This is a genomic window from Desulfallas thermosapovorans DSM 6562, assembly GCF_008124625.1.
GTDB lineage: Bacteria > Bacillota > Desulfotomaculia > Desulfotomaculales > Desulfallaceae > Sporotomaculum > Sporotomaculum thermosapovorans.
Genome location: NZ_VNHM01000014.1, coordinates 1 through 21,859, shown reverse-complemented (window position 1 = coordinate 21,859; position 21,859 = coordinate 1). Strand labels below are relative to the sequence as shown.

General features: G+C 48.2%; 19 protein-coding genes, 2 tRNA genes and 2 rRNA genes. 11 read left to right on the top strand and 12 right to left on the bottom strand.

What is annotated here, in order from left to right:
* Positions 1–7: 7 nt before the first annotated feature.
* The gene (locus LX24_RS11610; protein ID WP_166512315.1) at positions 8–967 is read right to left on the bottom strand and encodes a hypothetical protein; all 960 of its coding nucleotides are present in this window, start codon (positions 965–967) and stop codon (positions 8–10) included.
* 337 nt (positions 968–1,304) lie between these two features.
* Positions 1,305–1,379: transfer RNA gene (locus tag LX24_RS11605), tRNA-Val, on the bottom strand.
* 228 nt (positions 1,380–1,607) lie between these two features.
* Between LX24_RS11605 and LX24_RS11600 the strand changes: the two genes are divergently transcribed.
* On the top strand, positions 1,608–2,102 hold the full coding sequence (locus LX24_RS11600; RefSeq protein ID WP_166512314.1) for a hypothetical protein: 495 nt from the start codon (positions 1,608–1,610) through the stop codon (positions 2,100–2,102).
* Positions 2,103–2,316: 214 nt separating this feature from the next.
* On the opposite strand, the gene LX24_RS11595 is transcribed toward LX24_RS11600, so the two are convergent.
* The gene (locus LX24_RS11595) at positions 2,317–3,330 is read right to left on the bottom strand and encodes an aldo/keto reductase (RefSeq protein ID WP_166512313.1); all 1,014 of its coding nucleotides are present in this window, start codon (positions 3,328–3,330) and stop codon (positions 2,317–2,319) included.
* 121 nt (positions 3,331–3,451) lie between these two features.
* A complete protein-coding gene (locus tag LX24_RS11590) occupies positions 3,452–4,564 on the bottom strand; it encodes a D-alanyl-D-alanine carboxypeptidase family protein (protein WP_166512362.1) in 1,113 nt (370 codons plus the stop codon).
* Between the two features lie 179 nt (positions 4,565–4,743).
* On the opposite strand from LX24_RS11590, the gene pdaB reads away from it, so the two are divergent.
* The gene (gene pdaB, locus LX24_RS11585) at positions 4,744–5,496 is read left to right on the top strand and encodes a polysaccharide deacetylase family sporulation protein PdaB (RefSeq protein ID WP_166512312.1); all 753 of its coding nucleotides are present in this window, start codon (positions 4,744–4,746) and stop codon (positions 5,494–5,496) included.
* Between the two features lie 80 nt (positions 5,497–5,576).
* Here pdaB and LX24_RS11580 read toward each other — a convergent pair whose 3' ends face one another.
* From LX24_RS11580 to LX24_RS11570, 3 genes are all read right to left on the bottom strand, one after another.
* Positions 5,577–6,185, bottom strand: a complete 609-nt coding sequence (locus LX24_RS11580; RefSeq protein ID WP_243131720.1) for a DedA family protein — start codon at positions 6,183–6,185, stop codon at positions 5,577–5,579.
* Positions 6,186–6,250: 65 nt separating this feature from the next.
* Entirely contained in the window at positions 6,251–7,636 is a 1,386-nt protein-coding gene (locus LX24_RS11575) for a DUF7986 domain-containing protein (RefSeq protein ID WP_166512311.1), read from the bottom strand.
* A gap of 40 nt (positions 7,637–7,676) precedes the next feature.
* A complete protein-coding gene (locus LX24_RS11570; RefSeq protein WP_166512310.1) occupies positions 7,677–9,131 on the bottom strand; it encodes a S41 family peptidase in 1,455 nt (484 codons plus the stop codon).
* Between the two features lie 236 nt (positions 9,132–9,367).
* Here LX24_RS11570 and polA point away from each other — a divergent pair, with 236 nt between their 5' ends.
* The 9 genes from polA (at position 9,368) to LX24_RS11525 (ending at position 17,161) form a co-directional block, all read left to right on the top strand.
* The gene (gene polA, locus LX24_RS11565) at positions 9,368–11,995 is read left to right on the top strand and encodes a DNA polymerase I (protein ID WP_166512309.1); all 2,628 of its coding nucleotides are present in this window, start codon (positions 9,368–9,370) and stop codon (positions 11,993–11,995) included.
* A gap of 2 nt (positions 11,996–11,997) precedes the next feature.
* On the top strand, positions 11,998–12,828 hold the full coding sequence (mutM, locus tag LX24_RS11560; RefSeq protein WP_166512308.1) for a DNA-formamidopyrimidine glycosylase: 831 nt from the start codon (positions 11,998–12,000) through the stop codon (positions 12,826–12,828).
* 105 nt (positions 12,829–12,933) lie between these two features.
* Complete coding sequence (gene ytaF, locus LX24_RS11555) at positions 12,934–13,599, top strand: sporulation membrane protein YtaF (protein ID WP_166512307.1); 666 nt, start codon at positions 12,934–12,936, stop codon at positions 13,597–13,599.
* A 195-nt stretch (positions 13,600–13,794) separates the two neighbouring features.
* On the top strand, positions 13,795–14,412 hold the full coding sequence (gene coaE, locus LX24_RS11550; RefSeq protein WP_166512306.1) for a dephospho-CoA kinase: 618 nt from the start codon (positions 13,795–13,797) through the stop codon (positions 14,410–14,412).
* A complete protein-coding gene (locus LX24_RS11545) occupies positions 14,375–14,950 on the top strand; it encodes a lytic transglycosylase domain-containing protein (RefSeq protein ID WP_341473573.1) in 576 nt (191 codons plus the stop codon). Before coaE ends, LX24_RS11545 begins: the two co-directional genes overlap by 38 nt.
* A 148-nt stretch (positions 14,951–15,098) precedes the next feature.
* Positions 15,099–15,181 (top strand) — tRNA-Leu (locus LX24_RS11540).
* Between the two features lie 221 nt (positions 15,182–15,402).
* The gene (locus tag LX24_RS11535; protein WP_243131719.1) at positions 15,403–15,660 is read left to right on the top strand and encodes a hypothetical protein; all 258 of its coding nucleotides are present in this window, start codon (positions 15,403–15,405) and stop codon (positions 15,658–15,660) included.
* A 5-nt stretch (positions 15,661–15,665) separates the two neighbouring features.
* Positions 15,666–15,860 carry a spore coat protein gene (locus LX24_RS11530; RefSeq protein ID WP_166512304.1) on the top strand — a complete coding sequence of 65 codons (195 nt, stop codon included), beginning with the start codon at positions 15,666–15,668 and terminating at the stop codon, positions 15,858–15,860.
* Positions 15,861–16,369: 509 nt separating this feature from the next.
* On the top strand, positions 16,370–17,161 hold the full coding sequence (locus LX24_RS11525; RefSeq protein ID WP_166512303.1) for a metallophosphoesterase: 792 nt from the start codon (positions 16,370–16,372) through the stop codon (positions 17,159–17,161).
* Between the two features lie 216 nt (positions 17,162–17,377).
* Here the strand turns inward: LX24_RS11525 and LX24_RS11520 are convergent, their stop codons facing one another.
* The 5 genes from LX24_RS11520 to LX24_RS11500 form a co-directional block, all read right to left on the bottom strand.
* Positions 17,378–17,989, bottom strand: a complete 612-nt coding sequence (locus LX24_RS11520) for an indolepyruvate oxidoreductase subunit beta (protein ID WP_166512302.1) — start codon at positions 17,987–17,989, stop codon at positions 17,378–17,380.
* The gene (locus LX24_RS11515; protein WP_243131729.1) at positions 17,990–19,909 is read right to left on the bottom strand and encodes a thiamine pyrophosphate-dependent enzyme; all 1,920 of its coding nucleotides are present in this window, start codon (positions 19,907–19,909) and stop codon (positions 17,990–17,992) included.
* A 5-nt stretch (positions 19,910–19,914) separates the two neighbouring features.
* Entirely contained in the window at positions 19,915–21,015 is a 1,101-nt protein-coding gene (locus tag LX24_RS11510; protein ID WP_166512300.1) for a Coenzyme F420 hydrogenase/dehydrogenase, beta subunit C-terminal domain, read from the bottom strand.
* 399 nt (positions 21,016–21,414) lie between these two features.
* Positions 21,415–21,569 (bottom strand): 5S ribosomal RNA (gene rrf, locus LX24_RS11505).
* A 179-nt stretch (positions 21,570–21,748) separates the two neighbouring features.
* Positions 21,749–21,859, bottom strand: a 23S ribosomal RNA gene (locus LX24_RS11500); the annotation flags it as partial.

Here is a 21,859-nt window from a genome sequence, read left to right as displayed (position 1 = left end):
GCTCCTTTCAGCTCATGTAAAGCGACTGGATCAGCTTCTTTCGTTCCTGCTCTTTTGTAGTGTCCGACTCCCTAGCCCTGGTTTGAATGTTTTTCTGGACAACCCGGCCACCGGGCGAAGCTCTTTTTTGTTGTTGCAGTTGTGGCCGCCCGGGCATTAATTTAAAATCATCCCGCAGGGCGGCAATAAGAAAGCCCGGTGCGTTTATAGTTTCAACGCTTCCGAGCATATTGATTTTCGCTTTCACTTTTTCGATGCCGTATTCAGTCACCAGGTAAGTTAACAATTCTGGTGGTATCCGTACACCACATACTTTTTCAGCCTGCTGCTGAAGTTCAGTTATGGTTGTGCCATTGGCTGCCACTTTTTCCCTTATGGGTTCCTTTTGCTTTTTTTCGGCAGGCGGCTCGACAACATCAACAACAACAATATTTGTCTTTTCTATATGTTGTATTTTATTACATTCCGCTGGGGGAATATCCGCTGCAGGTATTCCCGAATCGGGTATTCCTGAATCAGACGGCTTTTGTTGTATTTGGCCACTATTTTCAGCTTTAGATTGTCCCAAATCAGAATTACCCTCAGTATCGGTAAATTCTTTTTTATTGTATCTAAAAGAGCCGCTTCTAATCTTTTTTAATGGGCCATCATAGCCAGGCCAATCATGCACAATATAGACATTGCGCCAGCCCTTGCCGCTGCGATCCTTATCTATGTCAAGCATACCCACTTGCCAAAGCACTTCCGCTAAGCGATAAAATCGGCTTTTGCCAATCTTAAATTTCTTGCAAAAATATTCAACCGTAAATGGCATAGTGCTTTTGTTATCATAGGATTCGCGTCGATCAATAAACCTCTTTAGCGCCGCATAAAAACCGGCTAGATCTATCCCACCTACCTCCAACAAGCCATCAGCTACGTCATTTTCAATTGTTAGGTGACCACGGGTGCGCCCTTGTACGATCAATTTTTATGACCCCCTCGATTTAAAAGAAAAACAACAAAGCGTTCGCCTTGTCGTTATTTTTGTTTGCCAACTATATGTAAGCATTATATAAAAGCGGCTTACGCCCGGGGCAACGCTCATTGAAGCATTATGCGCGGGGCCGTTCTAACACAAAACCGAATGGAAAAGACAACCCAGATGGGCTGCCTTTTCTGCCTGACTTTTTGCCTGACTATCTGCCTGAATAGTTGCGGAAAGCCGCGTGAATTAAGGGTTTTATACGGAACCCAAATAAAGTATCATAAAAAACAAAAATACCTGCAAAGCCTTGTATATAACGGCTTTGCAGGTATTCGTGTGGTGGGTGCAGTAGGAATTGAACCTACGACCCCTTCCGCGTCAAGGAAGTGCTCTCCCCCTGAGCTATGCACCCCTACTTTTGTTTCAACTGCTGCAGAACTTATTATGCCGTAAAACGTTCAAAATGTCAAGGGGAATAAATCAACTTTCTTTTATTCCAATCCAACAAAAATACGTATATATGGGACATCATGCCTAGGTATATCCACGGATGGAGTAAAAACAACTAGTATTATCAACCAACATAAAACCCTGGCATTCGGAAAACATAACACTGAATATTTATTCCGGGAGGTCAGGCATGAAAAAGATTAAAGATGGAATAACCCTGGGTTTTTTATGCGGATTTCTAGCTAACATACCTAAAGCTATTGCCAACGAAGTACTATTCCGTAAAAAGATAGAATCTAAAAGATATGGAGAAGTTATAAGTGGTATTTTTATGCCTAAATCCAAGGCACTAAGTAAACAAGGTAAATTGTTTGGTGTTGGCGGAGACTTCGTAACTTCATCCATATTAGGCATTCCTTTGGTGTACATGATGTTGTTAACAGGTAAAGACAATTTCCTATTGAAGGGATTCTTAACAGGAGTCATAGGTTTAGGTAGTTTCAGAGGATTGCTCGCAAATGTCGGACCTGGAAAGACATATCCACGTGACCCCCAAACCAATATTACTTTCACTATAAATAGTGCTATGTGGGGAATAGTAGCGTCTTCTTTGATAGTTATGTTAGGTAATGAAAGTTTGTTTAAACCAAAACAAGCAAAGAACAGTTTGTTAAATCAACCCTAATTTACTCCTGAAACTCCTAAACCTACTACGGACGAAGCAGGAACTTGTTAGATAAAGGAACAATTACCATAAAAATTACTCAAATGCTGACCATAATCATGTCCTTTTTTAAGCCATGAATTGTTTTTGTGTTTAAGCTAAAAAAAGGACAGAGCTATCCTGTGAATTGTGGAACATGATCTTTCCAAGTCTAATTCTCGTCCGGGCCAGCAGTTTATCTAACCCCCAGCCTTGCTGAAGACTCCCCGAGCATACGTCGTATGGGTAAGCTATAAGGGCATTTTTCCTCACATTCACCGCACTGGGCACAGGCATCCGCCTTGGTGGGTAAAGTCCAGTAACGTTCCCTGGCCCATTCTTTTAAATTATACCTGGTGTAGTACCCGTCCAGTAGAAAAACCATGGGAATGTCAATGCCCTGGGGGCAGGGCTGGCAATATTCACAACGCCTGCAAAAAGCAGTTCCCAATGTGCGGGCCTCTTCTTCCAAGATTTCTCTTTCCCTTTCGGACAGGGGAACCATATCCCGGCCCACCGCTGCGTTTTCATCAACCTGGTCCAGCGAATCCATGCCCGGAATGACAGTGGCCACGTCATATTCCAGGATAAAGCGCAGCGCCAGGTTCGTGTTTTTAATGGCCCCTCCGGCCAGTGGTTTCATCACAATAATCCCTGCACCTGATTGCTTTGCCTGTTCAAACAGCTCCCCGGCTCCATCAGCTTCCACTACATTAAAGGGAAACTGTACCGTTTCCAGCTCACCCGACTTTAGAGCTTCCACCAGGTAATTCCTAAGATGCCCTGTGATACCAATATGCCTTACAACACCCTCAGCTTTAGCCTCTTTTAGAGCGGCCATTGCACCATCCGGCTTGAAAACCTGCTCAAGGGCGGCCCGGTCCTTTACGTTATGCAATTGATAAAGATCAATATAATCAACACCGAGGGTATCCAGGCTCTTTTTAATATCAGAGGCCATACCCTCCTTGGTCCGGGCCATTGACTTGGTAGCAATGATTACTTCCTTTCTGTTTTTCTTTAATACCTCACCCAGTTTAGCTTCACTATCGGTATATCCCCGGGCGGTATCAAAAAAATTGATTCCCTTGTCCAATGCCCGGCGCACAATGTCCGCAGCTTTCCCGGCAGACACCCGCTGTATGGGAATGCCACCAAAACCGATAACCGACACATTAAGCCCCGTACGGCCCAGTTGCCTGTACTGCATCCATTTTTCCCCCCTGGTATGTATTATCTTGATAACCCTCATTTTACTATATCACAATTGCAAGCTACGGGAAAAAAAACTGCCCCGGTTGTTAAGGAGCAGTTAGGCGGTAAAATTATTATCAACCTGAAAACCAGTACATAATCCTGGCGAACAATGATGCTGGCGGTACCTCCCGGGCCGCCACCAGGGGAACTTTAGTCACCCGGTAACCATCTATTGTAAACAAGGCATAGCCCAGCAACTGCCCCTGACGCACCGGTGCGGTTACTTCGTCATCCATCAATATATTAAGTTTGATACTTTGCAGCTGGTCTTTGGCTAGATTAACCCGAACAGGATCTGCCACCGTTAGGGGCACAGTATTATAAACACCGTCTTTGACCCGCATACCGGCCATTACCTTACCGGCCGGGAAAATTGTAATGGGCCGCACCTCTGAAAAACCATAGTCCAGTAATTTTGCCGCTTCCCGGTACCGGTTTCCGGCATGCAGGACCACCGCAATAAGCCGCTTGTCCCCCCTGGTGGCCGAGGCTATCAAACAGTTGCCCGCCCTGGCCGTGCTGCCTGTTTTAACCCCGTCTATACCCTCCACCTCACCGGTACGTAGCAAACGGTTGGTGTTGTGGACCTCCTTATCTTTTTCAGGACGAACCCACCTGATAACGGTCTCATTGGTGCAAACCAGCTCATTGATATACGGCTTCTGCAGGGCATAGCGGGTAATCAGCGCCAAATCATAAGCAGTGCTATAGTGCTGCGGGTCATGGTAACCATTGGTATTTACAAATCTGGTATCCCTGGCACCCAGCAATACCGCCTTTCTGTTCATCTGGTATACGAAACTGTCATGGTTGCCCGCTATATGTTCGGCAATAGCCACTGTTGCATCATTTGCCGAAGTAACCAGGGCCGCCTTGAGCAAATTCTCCAGGGTGATGCGGTCGCCCTTGTTCAAGCCAATGGTGGAACCTACGGAAACCGAAGCCGCCCGCTGGCTCACCTCGACCACCTCATCCAGCTTGCCGCTCTCCACGGCCAGAATAGCGGTCATCAGCTTGGTCAAACTGGCAGGTTCCCTGCTTTTTCCGGCCTCCTTCGCATAATAGACCTGGCCTGTATTGGCGTCCATCAATATAGCGGCTCGGGCGTTAATATTAGGGGTATTCGCTCCGGCCGGCACAAGAGCACAGGTTAAGGATAGTATTAATACTGCCGGCAAGCAAAACATAAACCTCCTTGTATAGTTGGACACAAAACCATAAAGTTCCTTAATCGCTTGCACAATGAACAACCAAAACACCGCCTTTGGTATAATTTGCTTTAAAGAACAGCTAAAAATATAACATAACGTCCTTTCCCTGGAAATACCATATTAATAACGTGAAATGTAAAAAAGAGGTGAGGACGATGCGTATTTACCTGCTGAACCTGAAAAGGATGAAGCGCAACCTTTTACTGGGCGCACTATTGGTTTTTACCGCCGGCCTGTTTATGGCGATGTTACAGCAAAACACCATAGCCACGGATGTAGAACCCAAACCCTTTGAAATTTATAAAGTACAGACTGACAAACCGGTTGTGGCGTTAACCTTCGATATCAGTTGGGGCACCCGTGTGCCGGGACCGGTACTGGACGTTTTAAAAGAGAAGGACGTTAAATCAACCTTCTTTTTAAGCGGCCCTTGGGTACAAAAGCATTCTGAATTTCCAAAAAGGATTGCTGCCGAAGGGCATGAAATCGCCAGTCACGGCAACGAACATGTCAACTACAGCGAACACGACCCGGAATGGATTAAAAATGACGTAATGACAGCCCATAAGGCCATCAAAGAAGTGACCGGTGCCGAACCCAACCTGATACGCACCCCCAACGGCGACTGGAACGATATGGTACGGAAAACCATAGATGATTTAGGTTATAAGTCCATCAAATGGAGCAATGATTCCCTGGATTGGCAAAAGGATAAATCAGTGGAACAAATCGTCAACCGAGTTGTGGAAAATGTACGTCCCGGTGACATTATATTAATGCACGCCAGCGACACCTGTGATCGCACACCGGCCGCACTGCCCGCCGTGATTGACGGGCTGCGCGATAAAGGCTACAGCCTGGTAACCGTCAGTGAACTGCTTAAATTGGGACCCGGTGTTGTAGACTAAAGGTTATTATGAAACGAACCGCAATAAAAAATGCGAAGGTGAACAACCCTGTTCCCCTTCGCATTTTTAGTTGTGTCAAGTTAATGAACCTTTTGCTTACGTCCTTTGCGTACAAACCACCATAGCAAACCACCTATAATTACAGCTACAATTACAAAATCAAAACGGTGGAACCAGGGCTTTAAAGCCATCCAGTTTTCGCCCATCTTCACGCCCAGATAGGTAAGGAAAAAACACCAGGGCAGCGAACCAATAAAGGAATAAAATACAAACTTAAAAAAATTCATGCCTGAAATGCCCGCCGGCAGAGAAATAAAAGTACGAACTACAGGCATTAATCTGGTAAAAAAAACTGTGGCCTCACCATAACGGTGAAACCATGCTTCGGCCTGGTTGAAATGTTTCTGAGAAAAGCCTATATAGCGCCCGTATTTCAGCAAAAAGGGCCTTCCGCCCCGGTAACCGATGTAATAAGAAAGAATAGATCCCCCCAGTCCACCAAGCGTTCCCGCCATAGCGGCCCAGAAAAAATCCAGCCGTCCGGTGGAAACCAGGTATCCGCCAAAGGGCAAAATAACTTCACTGGGTAAAGGTATATTAGCGCTTTCAATGGCCATGCCCAGGGCAATACCCCAGTAACCCAGCGAAGCTATAAATGCGGTTACCTCATGGGTTAAAAACTCCAGCACTACATTAATAAACTCCAGTTTCGGACACCCCCAAAGGCAATAACGTTAAATCCTTTTAAGTTACGCTACCTTTCCTCATCTTTATCTATTTGCAAGGTGCGACAAATATTCCTGTAGTTACTGGAAATTGCAGAAGCTGATATATTGTACTGCCGGGCCAGAGTATTTTGATTTACTAGTTTATCGCCTGTACCCTTGGCTACGGCATAAATAACCGCCGCCGCCCAGGTTTCCGGCTTTTTAAAAGTCGGAGAGACCAACTGGCTGTAATCCCGCCACAGCTTTTCAGCTTTACTGACTTGTTTGGAGGGATAACCCATTTCCGTCAAACCGCTCCTAATCAACCGGGCAACATCGGCATAACCTTTACCAGCTCCTGAAGATGAAGGTGGATTCTTGGATCTATTTTTCTCAGCGGTTGAATTTTCGTCAAGGGGAAGATTCAGTCTTTTAAAAACCTTTGACATATCATAATAAGGTTCGCCCTTTTGGGCCCTGTTTTTTTCAATCTTAAGCAGTTCCCGCAGCAGTGTTTCCAGTTTTTTACGCCCGCCTTTGGTACGGGAAGCCTCAAGAGGTGTCCTTCCCTGTAAAATTTCCATTGGCTCATTTATCCAGCGGTGATAGAAATAATCCAAGAATAAATTGGTAACATGCTGGGCTACTTGAGGATTGGGCTCCCCTTGGTCAATGGCATTTACACCAATGTTTTTTTCATAATGTTCCTCAAGACTCCATACAATGGACGCTGTTTCCATTACCAAAGCATTAATTATGTGGGCCCGGCTCTGTAGATAAGTGCTCCACTTGCCCTGGCCGCCTTTTTTGCTCCAGTAGAGACGAGCGTCCAGCTTGATCCGGCTTATGATGTAATCTTTGCTATAGGCAGGTAGAATTAGCCCGCCGGTGGAAAATTCGAATTCATCACCCACCGGTAAGACCCTGATAAACAAAACCTGTCCCGGCACCAGTTCCCGCACGACATCCGGGTCCCGGACCACCACCTTACCGCCGTTGATCAAATCGTTTAAAGTTATGGCATGTGCATCATCACTGACTTGTACCACCTGGTATATTGAACTTCTGGTTTTACCCCATCTATCCAGCAGCTCTTTCTCTTCAGCGGTAAATCTACCGGCCATTTTAACATACTCCAATAATGTTCTACCGCGAATTCGGTAATCAAATATGAACCATTCAAAAAAACGCTCCATTAAAAATTCGTCTTCTTCATCCACCAAATCCGGATCCATAACACTAAAATATAGTCCTCTAGCTATACCAACCTCATCCATGAGCATTTCATGGTCGGCAAACTCGGCCAGCTTTGTACGGAGATGCTGCCCTGCACGATACCAGCGGTATTTATTTATATCAATCACTTTACCTTTTCGTCCATTTCCCATACCAGCTTTATTTCCTTTACCGCTCAAGCATTGTCTATCCGGCACTCAAAGCACCTCCCTTATAAACCGGTAATGACTATTACCGTCACTTTAATCTAGTTAAAGCGATTTTGTTTTCATCCTTAATAATATCAATATTCAACTGCTTTAAAATATTCTCAGTCAGATAACTTACTCCGCCTTTTAAAATAATTTCATTCCGGCTGTCAATACCATCCCCGTTGAGATTTATGCTCAGCACTTCCCCTTGATCCGATAAAACCTTGATCACACCGTCCTGCCAGAATACCTGATATAGCAACGCTTCCAGCACCGGGCGAAGCGGCAGCAAGTAAATACTACCTCGTTTCTCAACATTAATAGCCAAATCCAATACCCGGCCGTTTAAAGCCGCCCGGCCCGTGCCGGGCTCTACGGTTAAGCGGAGTATATCCCCGGGATGCAGTATTTGCCAGGCCACTTCCCTTTGCAGCTCATTTGTAAAAACATAATGATCCGGAGTTAAACCTACCTTATCAATATCATTACCAGCCGGGGTCAGATATTTAGATACCGTCATTTTCAGGGCTCCCCCGGAACTAAGGGGTATAATTGTTTGCACAACACCTTTGCCAAAGGTTACATTGCCCACCAAGGTGGCCATTTTATAATCCTGCAGCGCTCCGGCCAGTATTTCAGCGGCACTGGCACTTAAGTCGTTGACGATAACCACCATGGGCAAAGAGGTTATTACAGGCTTTTTCTGGCTGCGTATATCCTCCCGATTGCCCTTGCCGTCCACAATACTGGCCACCAGTGTATTTTCGGCAAGAAAGTTATCCAGTATATCCACCGCTTCCAGTACAAAGCCACCGCCGTTATTACGCAAATCAATAATCAAACTTTCCATACCTTGCCCTTGGAGCCTGCGTACAGCATCATCAAATTCCCGGCCGGTGCTGGAACCAAAGGAAGCTACGCTGATATACCCCGTTTTTCCGGCCAGCATTTCATATTGTACCGAAGGCACATGGACATCCGCCCGGCTAAGCTCAATATCCAAAGTTACATCCCCGCGGTGAAGCTTAAGTACCACCTTTGTACCACTGGGGCCGCGTATTTTTTCAACCACATCAACCAATGGCCAGCCCGAGATGTCTTGCCCGTCTATGGCCACAATAATATCACCGGCCTTAACACCGCCCCTGGCAGCCGGGGTACCGGGTATTACACCTACCACCAAGGGATATCCCTCGCCGGCCATTACCTCAATGCCAACCACTCCCATCAGATCACCATTGATAGCATCAGTAAACTGCCGCAACTCTTCATCGCTGAAATAATCGGCATAAGGATCTTCCAGGCTGTCCAGCAGACCCTGAATCGCCCCGTTGGTCAAAACCGAAACATCCGGATTGCTGATGTGGTATTGATGCATCAAATCCATTAATTCCAGCACCATGGCAGCGCCATTTTCCAGGTCCCCAACGGCCTCGGCCGGTTTGAAAGAACTAAATACAAACAATAACGCACATACTAAAATCAATAAACGCTTGGGCACTTTGAACCTACCTCCCCGGGGACAACCTTTAAAGGTACTTTGCGCTTTGGCTGACCGTGCCTGGATTACACATACTTCGCCCGTTAAACTAAAAAATCCTGCCACGAAAAAATTTGTTTCATAAATGCCAGGTAATGCCAGGTCCATTAACGGCTTAACATAAGCAGGTATTTTGTACTTATCCGGTGAAAATATTTGAATAGAACCAGTATCTAAAACTAAAAGGTAGGTGCCGTATGTCCCCTGAAAAATTTCTAATTATAGATGGTAACAGCTTGGTTCACCGGGCTTTTCATGCCATTCCACCGCTGTCCACCAGTGATGGCACAGTTACCAATGCTGTGTACGGTTTCACCAATATGCTTTTTAAAGTGCTGAGGGAATTAGAACCAACCTATATTGCGGTGGCCTTTGACAAAGGCAAAATCACCTTTAGGCATGCCACCTACACAGATTACAAGGCCAAGCGCAAAGCTACCCCGCCCGAGCTACGTTCCCAGTTCCCACTGCTGAAAGAGGTGCTGCACCACATGCGTATCTGCACCCTGGAACTGGAAAACTTTGAGGCCGATGATATTATCGGTACCCTCGCCGGCTTTGCCGATGGCAAGGGCATCGAGTCAATTGTACTAACCGGAGACCGGGACGCCCTGCAACTGGTTTCACCCCGGGTACGGGTGCTTCTAACTAAGAAGGGCATAACCGAAATGGAGGAATATGATGAAGGACGGGTCTGGGACCGTTACGGGGTCAGCCCGCCACAAATCATTGATATAAAAGGATTAATGGGAGACACTTCCGATAATATTCCCGGCGTGCCGGGCATCGGCGAAAAAACAGCTCTTAAGCTGATTCAGGAATACGGCACCATTGAGAACGTAATTGCCGAAGCCAATAAGTTACCCACCCGCTGGCGAAACAAAATAATAGAACACCGGGATCTGGCGCAGCTATCTAAAAAACTTGCTACCATTGACCGCCGTGTGCCGTTAAATATGGATATGGAACAGTTTAAATGGCCGGGGCCGGATTACCCGGCCCTGCTGGATATTTTTAGCAAACTGGAATTTAAGACTCTTGTCCATAACATCATCAATAAAGCTGGCCTGGAAGATAATAAGAACGGCCAGGACGAACTCAAGACATATTGTGCTAAATATCGACGGGTGTCATCTGAGGAGAAATTAAGTCAAATAAGGAGTAATTGTATTGCCTCCGGCATGGTGGCACTGGATCTTTCCGGCACCCGGGAAGCAGGAATTAATTATGCGGCCCTGTCCATCTCCCCCGTTGGTACAACATACCTTCTACCGGTAAAGGAACAAGTCGCAGCGCTGGACCTTGTAGCCGATATTTGCTCCGACCCCCGGGTAAAAGTAATCTGCGCCGACGGTAAAGAGGTGTTGTGGCTGCTGCATCGTCATAACCGTACACTAAGGAATCTTGATTTTGATGCCCAACTGGCCGCTTACCTGCTTAATCCCAGCATGTCCCAAAATTCACTGGCGGATTTGGCCCTGCAGTACCTGCAATTGGTTTTACCCACCGGAGGTGAAGCCGCCACAGCGGCCCGGGTGGACACTCTGTGGCAGCTTAAACAGCTCCTGCAGCAAAAACTGGTGGAAACCGGTATGGACCGGTTGTACTACGAAGTGGAGTTGCCGCTGGTGACGGTACTGGCGGATATGGAAATGGAAGGGGTAGCTGTAGACCCCCAAATATTATGCAATATGGCTGAAGAAACCGGCCGGCAAATCGAGGGCCTGGTGTTGGAAATCTACCGTCTGGCCGGTGAGGAATTCAATATCAACTCACCTAAACAGCTGGGTGACATATTATTCAATAAAATGGGGCTGCCGGTAATTAAGAAAACCAAAACCGGTTTTTCTACCGATGCCTCGGTACTGGAGGAACTGGCTCCAAACCACGCTATCGTGGATAAAATTTTGGCTTATCGCCAGTTGGCCAAACTTAAATCAACTTATATCGACGGGCTGTTCGGCCTGATTAACCCCACCAGCGGCCGGATTCACACCACCTTTCACCAGGATGTGACCGCCACCGGCAGGCTGTCCAGCTCAAATCCCAATTTACAAAACATCCCTATCCGGTTGGAAGAAGGGCGCAGGATAAGGAAGGTATTTGTCCCCCACCGTCCGGGTAATCTGATCCTGACTGCGGATTACTCGCAAATTGAGCTGCGCATTCTGGCACACATGTCCGGGGATGCCAACCTGATCGGCGCGTTTAAAAAAGGGCAGGATATCCATACCCGCACAGCCGCCGAGGTGTTTAATGTACCCATGGAACAGGTAACACCGGAAATGCGTAGCCGGGCCAAAGCGGTAAACTTCGGTATTGTGTACGGTATCAGCGATTATGGCCTGTCCCGGGATATCAAGGTACCCCGGGCCGAGGCGGGCAAATATATCCGCAGCTACTTTGAGCGTTACTCCGGGGTCAAAGAATTTATCGACCGTAAAATATCCGAGGCCCGGGAAAAAGGATACACCACTACGCTGCTCAACCGCCGCCGCTACCTGCCGGATATTGTAAGCCGTAACCGGGTAACCCGGGCCTTTGGCGAACGCACGGCCATCAATACCCCTATCCAGGGAAGCGCCGCGGACATAATAAAGCTGGCAATGGTAAGAATACATGGTGAACTTAAGAGACGACACATGGCCACAAAGATGATTTTACAGGTGCACGACGAGCTGATATTCGACGTTCCCCCGGATGAACTTACCGAGGTTAAAAAACTGGTCAGGGAATACATGGAGAACGCCCTACATCTGGACGTGCCTCTGGTGGTGGATCTAAAACTGGGCCCCAACTGGTATGACGTTAGAAAGGTGCCGTGAACATGCCTGAATTACCGGAAGTTGAAACAGTAAAAAGAACCCTGGAACTCAAATTAACCGGGCTAACCATTGATAGTGTGGATATAGCCATGCCCAAAATCATCCGGGAACCCTCTCCCCAGGAATTTGGCGCACAAATCAAAGGACGCAAAATTACCGGTCTGGGAAGGCGCGGCAAGTATCTGCTGCTATATTTAAGCAGCGACAAAGTACTGATTATTCACCTGCGCATGACCGGCCGGCTAATCTATGCTGCACCGGGCGAGCCGCTGCCCAGGCATACCCACGTCATCTTTTCGCTGAGCAACGGCAACCAACTGCGTTTTGCGGATATGCGTCAATTCGGGCGTATCCAGTTGGCCCCCAAGCAGGCATTAAACCAGGTGAAAGGGCTCAAGGACCTGGGGCCAGAGCCTTTAGAGAAGGATTTCACCAGGAACTTATTACGCCGGGAGCTTAAACGCAAACGGGTTCGCCTAAAAACGCTGTTGCTGGATCAAACCTTTATTGCCGGGTTGGGCAATATATACGCCGATGAAGCCCTGCACCGGGCCCGTCTTCATCCCATGCGCATAGCCAATTCGCTGTCCCCCCGGGAGATAGCCAACCTGTACCACTCCATCATTGAAGTGCTTCGGGAAGGGATCCAAAACCGGGGCACATCCTTCCGGGACTACGTGGACGGTGACGGGCGAAAGGGTAACTACCAGAAACTGCTGCGGGTATACAACCGCGAAGGCCTCCCCTGTCCCCATTGCGGCACCACCATTGCCCGTATGAAAGTAAGCGGTCGCAGCTCTTACTTCTGCCCCGCCTGCCAGCGGAAACAATAGCCACACATTAGTCCACGCGCACCCGGCGCACTCATGCACACTTCGACTTTCCCCGCCATAGTATTGAGAAGAGCAAAATTTATGGCGACAAGGGGGGAAAGTCAAATGGAGCTTTTAGCTCTGGCAGTGTTTGCGCTGGCGCTGAACATGGACTCCTTTGCAGCGGGCGTGGCTTACGGTGTACGCAATATAAAGCTGCCCGTCACATCGCTGGCCATTATCAGTATCATGTCCATGACAGCCATCGCCGTTTCTATGGTGCTGGGCAATACAGTAGCCGGTTACTTCTCCGCAACCTTTGCCCACAGACTGGGCGGGGTTATTTTAATGTCCATCGGCATATGGGTGCTGATACAATCCTTACAGGAAAACCGTAAAAAAGCCCGGGCCAAACCAGAAATGGAAACGGAAAAAGAAGCTGATATACCCGACCCGGTAATACAGATCCATATCCGCTCGCTGGGACTGGTTATTCAAATATTGCGGGAACCCTACCGGGCCGACCTGGACCGTTCCGGTGTAATTTCAGGCCGGGAGGCGGTATTGCTGGGCCTGGCCCTGGCCATGGATGCATTCGCCGCCGGGTTTGCCGTATCCATGCTGGGCTTTAACATACTATACACTGCCCTGATGGTGGGCCTGGGACATTTCATGCTCACCTACCTGGGCCTGCTGGCCGGCATGAGCGCCGGAAATAGAGGTCTAAACCAAAAAATAGCCACGCTGCCCGGTTTTATACTCATTGCCCTGGGTTTATTTAAAATGCATTAAGGGGTCAGGCTTAAACTTTATTAAACCAACTGTGCAAAAATCTGTAACAACAATTTAATTCACTATTATTCCATATGTCCGGCGCAAGCCGGACAAAAATTTTCTCGAAAATTTTCATATTATAGCAAGGTCTACAGCAGGATACTTATAAAACCGGAAGAAATATTAATAATTGCTTTTTGGGGGGAATAAGATATGCTAGTAGTTGGACTTACCGGCAATATAGGGAGCGGCAAAAGTAGCGTGGCCCGTTTTTTAAAGGAAATGGGGGCCAGGGTAATTGATACCGATCAGGTGGCCAGGGATGTGGTAGCCCCGGGAACACCGGCGCTAAACCAAATCATCAAGCATTTCGGCACCGGCATATTAAATGCCGACGGTACCCTGGACCGGCCTAAAATGGCTCGAATAGTTTTCAATGATCCGGAAGCCCTAAAACGCCTGAACTCTATTGTACACCCCGCCATTAGGGCCGAAATATTAAAGGATATCGCCGATTATAAAACTAAACGGGACGCCCCCCTGCTGGTTATCGAGGCCCCGCTGCTCATTGAAACGGGAATGAATAATATTGTTGACCAGGTTTGGCTGGTAACCGTGGATGCCAAGACGCAAATCCAGCGAGTAATGAAAAGGGACAACGCCACCGCAGAGCAAGTGACCCGCCGCCTGGCTGCCCAAATGCCCCAGGAAGACAAGCTTCCCTATGCCCACAGGGTTATCGACAACAGCGGTACCCCCGGTGAAACACTACAACAATTGCAGCAAATATGGAGTGATACCATTGACCGCCCGCAGGCGCAGGCTGAATAAATTCAGATTCATATTATTCCTATTTATACTACTGGTTCTCGTTAACTTTACCAGTATACTTAAACTGCTTTATCCCATGCCCTACAGCGATAAAATATTAAAATATGCGGACAAGGCCGGAATTGACCCTTATTTTTTAACCGCAGTAATGAAAACTGAAAGCAATTTCAACCCCAACGCTGTTTCCCCCAAAGATGCCCGGGGATTGATGCAAATCATGCCCGAAACAGGCGCGTGGATTGCCGAACAAATCAACCTTTATCCCTACCACCCGGAGCTGCTGTTTGACCCGGAAACCAACATCCGCCTAGGCGCCTGGTATATCGCCAATCTAGAGGATGAATTCGCCGGCAACAAAATAATGGTGCTGGCCGCTTATAACGGAGGGCGGGGCAATGTACGCAAATGGCTGGAGGAAGACAAGATATCGGGTGGGATCTTAGACATAGCCGCGATCCCTTACCCGGAAACAAGAAATTTTGTGCGCAAGGTATTGTGGAATTATAAGGTTTATACCTGGCTATACGACAAACAGTGACCGGGTTGATCATAAAATCCAGCCTGTGCGCACAAACGGCGTCCCCGGTGTCGCAGGTCGGTAATTAGCAATATTTTATTATGGTTAAATATACACCCTTGACAAACGGCAGCCATAATCATATAATTTTATTTGCATGACAGGTCAAGTCGGAGTGGCGGAATAGGCAGACGCGTACGTTTGAGGGGCGTATGGGCGACCGTGCGGGTTCAAGTCCCGCCTCCGACACCAGGAAAGCTAGTAATGGCAAAAGTTTGACGACGGACGTAAGTTTAATACGTCCGTCGTTTTTTGTATATAGTGTTTGGGTGAAACGTATGGGGACAATTGTCCCCTGCAAACTAAACGGCGGCTTAAAAGCAAAATAAACCCGGGGCATTAACCCGGTTCCTTAATGTATATTTTTATTGGAAAGCATACAATATAAATATTAAAAGAGGGAGGCGTTTATAATGCTAAATTTATTTAAAGCAATGAACGCTAAGTTACAATTACGAGAATTTGACCCAATGACAGTTCAAAGAATAAAAGAAGGTGCGTACCTTGTAAAAATGATTTCAGAAACTCAAGTTGCAGCTAGAAAATGTGAATTTTTTGCTAGCAACGCAGTTGACCAAGAAATTAAAAATGCTTTTGAAGATGAAGCCAAAATATTAAAGCAAGGTGCTCGTACTTTACAACAGTATTATGAATCTATAACAACGGAGTGAAATATATGAAATTTACAGACATGGACATGCTTCAAGACTACGAAAAAGATACCAGAATGGCTGCATTGGCTTATGCTCTCGTAGAAACAGAGATAATTGACCCAAATCTTCGCAAAATAATGGGTAAAGCCGCCGCTTCTGCCGCGCAGTCCCAACAAAAATTTTTGAACTTAATTATAAAAAAAGGAGATAGGCCATAAATACCATTTCGTAGATGCCTTATCTTAAATTCCCCCTATGTTTGGCTGTCCATAATAAAACAAAAAAGGTTGCCGGTCTATCTTTCAGACCGGCCTAATACAAACAATTCCCGTGATTCCCTCCATACCTCCTGTGGATCGTTACTGCCCCCATGAATTCGTCAATATGGTTCTTCTTGCCATTGTTTTGTACCTCCTGAATTAAATTACAGGATTTTTTCCTTTTACCCGGCACCCAGGTTGACGATGGCATACATTGGACTATAAGGTTACAGTTCCGGCCTCATGCGCTACTGTAAAAACCTTCAGCAATTATTGCTATATTACGAAGTATACTAAAAAATACGTTAAAACTTACCGGGTTAAAACTTACCGGCAAAAACAATCTGATATGATTTAATGACTACCAAAGACATGTAAAAGGCTCCCCGGAAATTACAGCTGACACCTTTGCGTTTGGAGAATTTTGTACAATGGGCAGTGTAAGGTGTTAAGGTGGCGTTGCCTGTATGGCTCGAATACTGGTCTTATCAATAATTGTTTTAATATACGGATTACTCAACTACTGGATCGGTATGCGTATGTGGCAGTTGTTAGGAAAGTTCATACCTAATCTGCCCGTCGGGTTATACTGGTCTATATTCTGGTTTATCGTCCTGTCCTATATAGCGGGACGTTTTGGGGAAAGATTCCTTTCACCGGAGATATTCCGGTTCTTAACTATACTGGGTTCCTATTGGCTTGCCGTCATGGTTTATTTCGCTATGGTGCTTGGATTATTGGAGCTGGTTCGTTTTACGTATAAACATATAACTTTTCTACCCCGGGGAGCCTTTGACCAATTCCCCGCCGCACCATTGATTGGCTTAGGGGTAGTTATGATTGTACTAATTATTGTAATTTATGGTTGGTTGAATGCTAGGAACCCGCAGGTGGTCCATTATGACATCAATATCCCCAAACAGGCGGGTAATATTAAACAGCTGCATGTGGTGGCAGTCTCCGACCTGCACCTGGGAAATATAGTGCACAACAAGCGTTTAAACGAATTGGTAGTTATAATTACAAAATTAAACCCGGATATAATATTGTTGCCCGGTGATATAGTGGATGAAAATCCTCTGCCTTTTATTGAACAAAATATGGAGTATACTTTGCGCAGGCTGGCACCACGGTATGGTATTTATGCCGTGCCGGGAAACCATGAATATATAGGTGGCAGTTGGGTTGAAATTATTAGCGGTTTGGAAAAAGCGGGCGTCAAGGTACTGCGGGATGAAGTCGTTAAGGCATTGGCATAGCCAGGCGTAAAAAATATGGAGTAAAAGAAATACAACCAACTGGATACCTCCAACAGGGTTGTTAAGGTTAGCTTATATGCGGTAAAGTCGGGCGCTATTTGCTTTCTTTTTACTGAACAGATCAAAAGCAACACTGCCATTTTGAACAGTGTTGCTTGCTTTTTTCAGTATCACAAGATATTCATTAGCAATTTTTGAACAAACGCAGCTCTCTCTTTACCCGGCCACCAGCCGGTAGCCCAGTTCAAAGGCGGTCAGGTTTAAATCCCGTACGCCATCCTTAAACAAAATTTCAATTGTTCGAGTGAAGTATTCACGCCCAAAGGGCAATAAACCACTGCCCACCAGTGCGCCGGTCATTACCATGTTAGCCGCCAGGGGACTGCCCGCCTCCTTGGCCAGTTCAGTGGCCGGCAAGCAGTACAACCGGGTCACCCGCCTTCTAATGGTATCCTCGATACGAGCCGGTTCAGGGTAATTGTCCTCCCCCAGCAAACAGCCCAGTGGGTAATTGGGGCGGTCATTCATAATCACCACCGTGTCCGGGTTGGCGTAATTAAACATCACCCGTAAAGTCTCCAGGGGTTCAAAACCTGCAATCACCCCCGCCTGTCCCCGGGGAATCAAAGGGCCGTAGGTTTTATTTTTGGAAATGCGCACGTGGCTCATAACTGAGCCGCCTCGCTGGGAAACACCAAAGGTTTCACCCACCACCACCCTGTACCCGGCCTCCACCGCAGCCACGGAAACCACCTGAGAGGCCAGCACGTTGCCCTGACCACCCACACCGGTAATGATGATATTCAGCGGTTCCACAAAAGCACTCATTTATTCCACCGTCCTTTCCACCACAATGGCCCGCTGCGGGCAAAGGGTGGCACAGACCCCACAGCCGTTACATACCGCCTCGTCGATGCGGGCCTTGCCGTGTTCTGCGTCCCAAATATTGGCGGGGCAGGCATAAACTTTACTACAGAACCGGCCACAGCCGCAGGCGTCGCCAATGCACTTATCCCAATCCACATACACCCGGTTTTTCTGCTTACCCTTCACCGCCGCCAGGGCGCAGGTGCGCCTCATTATCAGCACCCGGGGACCGGATTGCTGCAGCATGTCACAAACAGCATTAATGGTGTCTTCCACATTATAAGGATCGGAGATAGCATAGGGTATGTTCAAGCCCCGAATAATTTCTTCCATATACACGGTATCCGCAGGTTCACCGGTGGCGGTGGCCTGCCGCCCCGGGTGAGGCTGGTGACCGGTCATGGCTGTGGTTTCATTGTCCAGCACCACACACATAAAGTTAGCGCGGTTATAGCGGGCATTAACCAGTGCCGGTATTGCAGCGTGATAGAAAGTGGAATCCCCCACCACGGTAATTACGGGTTTATTGAATCCGAAACGGTCCAGCTTGCCCAAACCTCCGGCTATACCTACCCCGGCACCCATGCAGTGCATTGTTTGCAGCAAATAGTAGCCCGTCCTTGCTATCCCCAGGGTGTAGCAGCCGATGTCCCCCAGAACGATACCTTCCCGGCCATCCAACTCCAAAGCCGTGCGGATAGCCCAGAAGGAGGCCCGGTGCGGGCACCCGGCACACAGGGCCAGTTCCCGACCCGGCATCTTTTCACCCAGCAGCGCCTCGGCCTCTTGGGAAGTCAACACGGCCTGTTCAGTCCGGGGCACATTAAATATTTTAGCCAGTGAGTCAGCCAGTAAATCTGGATTCAACTCACCAATGCCGGCTCCCGCCGGGCCGGCCACATGCCCGCTTCGTTTACCGTAAAACCTGATGCTACCCAGCTCATCCCAGTGCCTGGCCGCCAGGGCCAGGACATTATCTTCCACAAAGGGCTCTACTTCTTCAGTAAACACCACTTCCGAAGCGTTTTTCAGGTAATTCAGCAGCAGCGTTTCCGGCAGTGGCCAGGTGATACCCAGCTTCAGCACCCCCACACTACCGGCCAATTCCAGCATATCCAGTGCTTCACGGGCGTACATGGCACTGGGACCACTGGCAATAACCAGCCGGGCAGCCTTATCAGGCCCGGTATACATGTTAAATATCGAGTCGCCGGCCATAACGGCCGCCCGGGACAATTTTTGCTCCAGCCGGGCATGCAGTTGAATGGAAAAGGTAATCACCCGGTCATTCCGGCCGAACTGGGGCCGGCGCTCAGGGCGGGCTATTTCCCCCAATTCCACGTCCCCGCTGGCATGGCACACTCGAGTGACACAGCGCACCACCACGGGTAGTTTTAATTCTTCCGATAAAGCAAAGGCCTCCCGGGTCATGTCTTTGGCTTCCTGCACCGAAGACGGTTCCCATATGGGCAGGTGCAATGCCTTGCACAGGTTGCGGGAATCCTCTTCCCGCACACTGGAGTGGGCACCAGGGTCATCCCCCACCACAATAACCATTCCGCCCCGGGTACCCGAAAGAGCCAGGGCACTGGCAAAGTCCAAAGCCACATTAAGACCGTCGGCTTTCATAACCACCAGCGAACGCAATCCAGTAAATGAGGCGGCCGCCGCCCCTTCCATGGCAACCTTCTCATTAACCGACCATTCTACATAAAGATTGAACATTTTAGCAACCCTGGCCAGGGTGCCCAGCACCTCGGCAGTGGGTGAACCCGGATAGGATGCGGCATAAGCTACGCCGGCCTCCAGGGCGCCCCGGGCGAGGGATTCATTTCCGGTCAGCGCCACCCGCACTCCGGCCAGTTCTTCACATACTCCCATAATGGTCACTGGCTGACACCTCCCCACTGTACTTCAATTTGCCTGCGATATTCTTCGGGTACCACCGGGCAGCCCGGCAGGCCCCCTTGATATCCCTTACCGGTCAGCACCCGCATTTTTTTATTCAGGGCGGCCCGCCTTAATACAGGCAACCTTTGGGGTGGGTATTCCTTTATCTCGATGACCCCCTTTTCCAGAGCCAAGTCCAATAAACCACGCCCTTGATCCGACCGGACCACCAGCGTATTCCAGGCTTTATCATACTCCGTGGCCCCCACTGATATATCGGCCCACTCAGAGGTGAGATCCAGGCATAGATTGCATGCTTTGTGTACATAGGGACGCAGGTCATCCATGGACCAGCGGTAATTCCCGGCACTGGTTTCCACCACCGGACCGTCCTCAGGGATATCCATTTTTATGATTTTCTCTCCCTTGACCTGTTCGGCTAAAAAATTGTAAAAGTCCGGGGTCAGGGAGGCAACACAAAATAACCCCAATACCAGCTCCACTGCGCTGGCATTAAACTGTGCCCCCGGTAGATTGCCCTGCTGCATTTTACGCACCGCCGCCACCTGGCAGGGCCGACCCACCACCCCCAGGCCCGTCAGACCATCGCGCAGGGCACGGTTCAGCTCTGCCAGTGTGGGTACACCTACATACTTGGACCCAGCGCAGGCATATACCTCCTCTGCCGTGCGGGCCAGGGCCGGATGGGGATTGTCCGCCTCGCCACCGGTGAGTATCGCCCCGCTTATTAACCCCTGCTGTAATGCCAGGGCGGCCAGCGCCGAAGTCACACCACCGTACTGAGCACCGGGGGCTTTACTACCCGCCGTCGCCCGGGCAAAGTAAATGCCCTGCAGCACCCCCAAGGCCTGATCCTCCCTTTCCCGGCCAAACACCCTCCGGTCCATTTCACCCAGATCCAGCCCGGTTTTAGGGCACACACTGTAACAGGTGCCCTGGTCCAGCCCGCAGGGGTAAATCACCCGCACCCGGTCCCGCCTGGTTTTTATATATGGGCATAAACCCACACACAGCCCGCATGCGGAACATAAATCGTTAGATAATATATCATTTTTCAACCGTTCCTGACCCGGCATAGTAACAACCCCCAATCAGCTAGTTAATATAAAAGTTGTTAAAACCAAAAGCCCCTCCTGCTTATAGGTCCCGATGAACCCTGTAGCCCCGGTAATGAATATTTTCATTCTATACCCCCATTCTGATTCACAAAAAAAATCAACGCAAACATTTTGTCATGTCTACGTTGATATAATGAAGAAATTCCATCAAAAATTGTCAAACCCTCCTTGCTGGCGCAAACTTCCGGGCTTGTTTTTTAAACAGTTGAGGGTGTTAACATTCTTGTAATATTTTTGTTAACATTCTTGTAATATTTTATTGTACATAATTGTTTTCCTGTACCAAGCAAGCGTTAACTATAAATATACATAATAATAAACCTCCAGGCACATAACCAGGAGGCTTACTAAAATCAATTCCGGCAACTACCTACTCTCCTACCCCTACGGGGCACACAGCAGGGCATAAGCCCAAGTACCATCGGCCTTAGAGAGCTTAACTTTCCGTGTTCGCGTGTGCCCCGGAGGGGTAGGATGGGAACGGGTGTATCCTCTCCAGTATGGTCACCGGAAAACTTATTAGACGTTTGAATTTAGAAGTTGGAAATTGGATAACCAAACTCATTATCCCTTCAAAACTGCACAGCGATTTGTTTTTTTAAAGCCCAGGCTTTTTCACTTTGGTTGGATTATCCTTGGCGCTAGTAGTCTTTCCAACTTCTAACCTCCAATTTCCAACCTCCGCCTTTTGCTGGTCAAGCCCTCGACCTATTAGTACCGGTCCGCTGAACACATTGCTGTGCTTGCACGCCCGGCCTATCTACCTGGTAGTCTACCAGGGGTCTTACTCCACTGGCTGGAT

What these genes read in the sequence shown, in the direction of transcription:
- LX24_RS11600 (WP_166512314.1), top strand. Translation starts at nt 1,608, where the DNA reads ATGAAAAAGATTAAAGATGGAATAACCCTGGGTTTTTTATGCGGATTT.
- LX24_RS11595 (WP_166512313.1), bottom strand. Translation starts at nt 3,330, where the DNA reads ATGCAGTACAGGCAACTGGGCCGTACGGGGCTTAATGTGTCGGTTATC.
- LX24_RS11590 (WP_166512362.1), bottom strand. Translation starts at nt 4,564, where the DNA reads ATGTTTTGCTTGCCGGCAGTATTAATACTATCCTTAACCTGTGCTCTT.
- pdaB (WP_166512312.1), top strand. Translation starts at nt 4,744, where the DNA reads ATGCGTATTTACCTGCTGAACCTGAAAAGGATGAAGCGCAACCTTTTA.
- polA (WP_166512309.1), top strand. Translation starts at nt 9,368, where the DNA reads ATGTCCCCTGAAAAATTTCTAATTATAGATGGTAACAGCTTGGTTCAC.
- mutM (WP_166512308.1), top strand. Translation starts at nt 11,998, where the DNA reads ATGCCTGAATTACCGGAAGTTGAAACAGTAAAAAGAACCCTGGAACTC.
- ytaF (WP_166512307.1), top strand. Translation starts at nt 12,934, where the DNA reads ATGGAGCTTTTAGCTCTGGCAGTGTTTGCGCTGGCGCTGAACATGGAC.
- coaE (WP_166512306.1), top strand. Translation starts at nt 13,795, where the DNA reads ATGCTAGTAGTTGGACTTACCGGCAATATAGGGAGCGGCAAAAGTAGC.
- LX24_RS11535 (WP_243131719.1), top strand. Translation starts at nt 15,403, where the DNA reads ATGCTAAATTTATTTAAAGCAATGAACGCTAAGTTACAATTACGAGAA.
- LX24_RS11530 (WP_166512304.1), top strand. Translation starts at nt 15,666, where the DNA reads ATGAAATTTACAGACATGGACATGCTTCAAGACTACGAAAAAGATACC.
- LX24_RS11525 (WP_166512303.1), top strand. Translation starts at nt 16,370, where the DNA reads ATGGCTCGAATACTGGTCTTATCAATAATTGTTTTAATATACGGATTA.
- LX24_RS11520 (WP_166512302.1), bottom strand. Translation starts at nt 17,989, where the DNA reads ATGAGTGCTTTTGTGGAACCGCTGAATATCATCATTACCGGTGTGGGT.
- LX24_RS11515 (WP_243131729.1), bottom strand. Translation starts at nt 19,909, where the DNA reads ATGGGAGTATGTGAAGAACTGGCCGGAGTGCGGGTGGCGCTGACCGGA.
- LX24_RS11510 (WP_166512300.1), bottom strand. Translation starts at nt 21,015, where the DNA reads ATGCCGGGTCAGGAACGGTTGAAAAATGATATATTATCTAACGATTTA.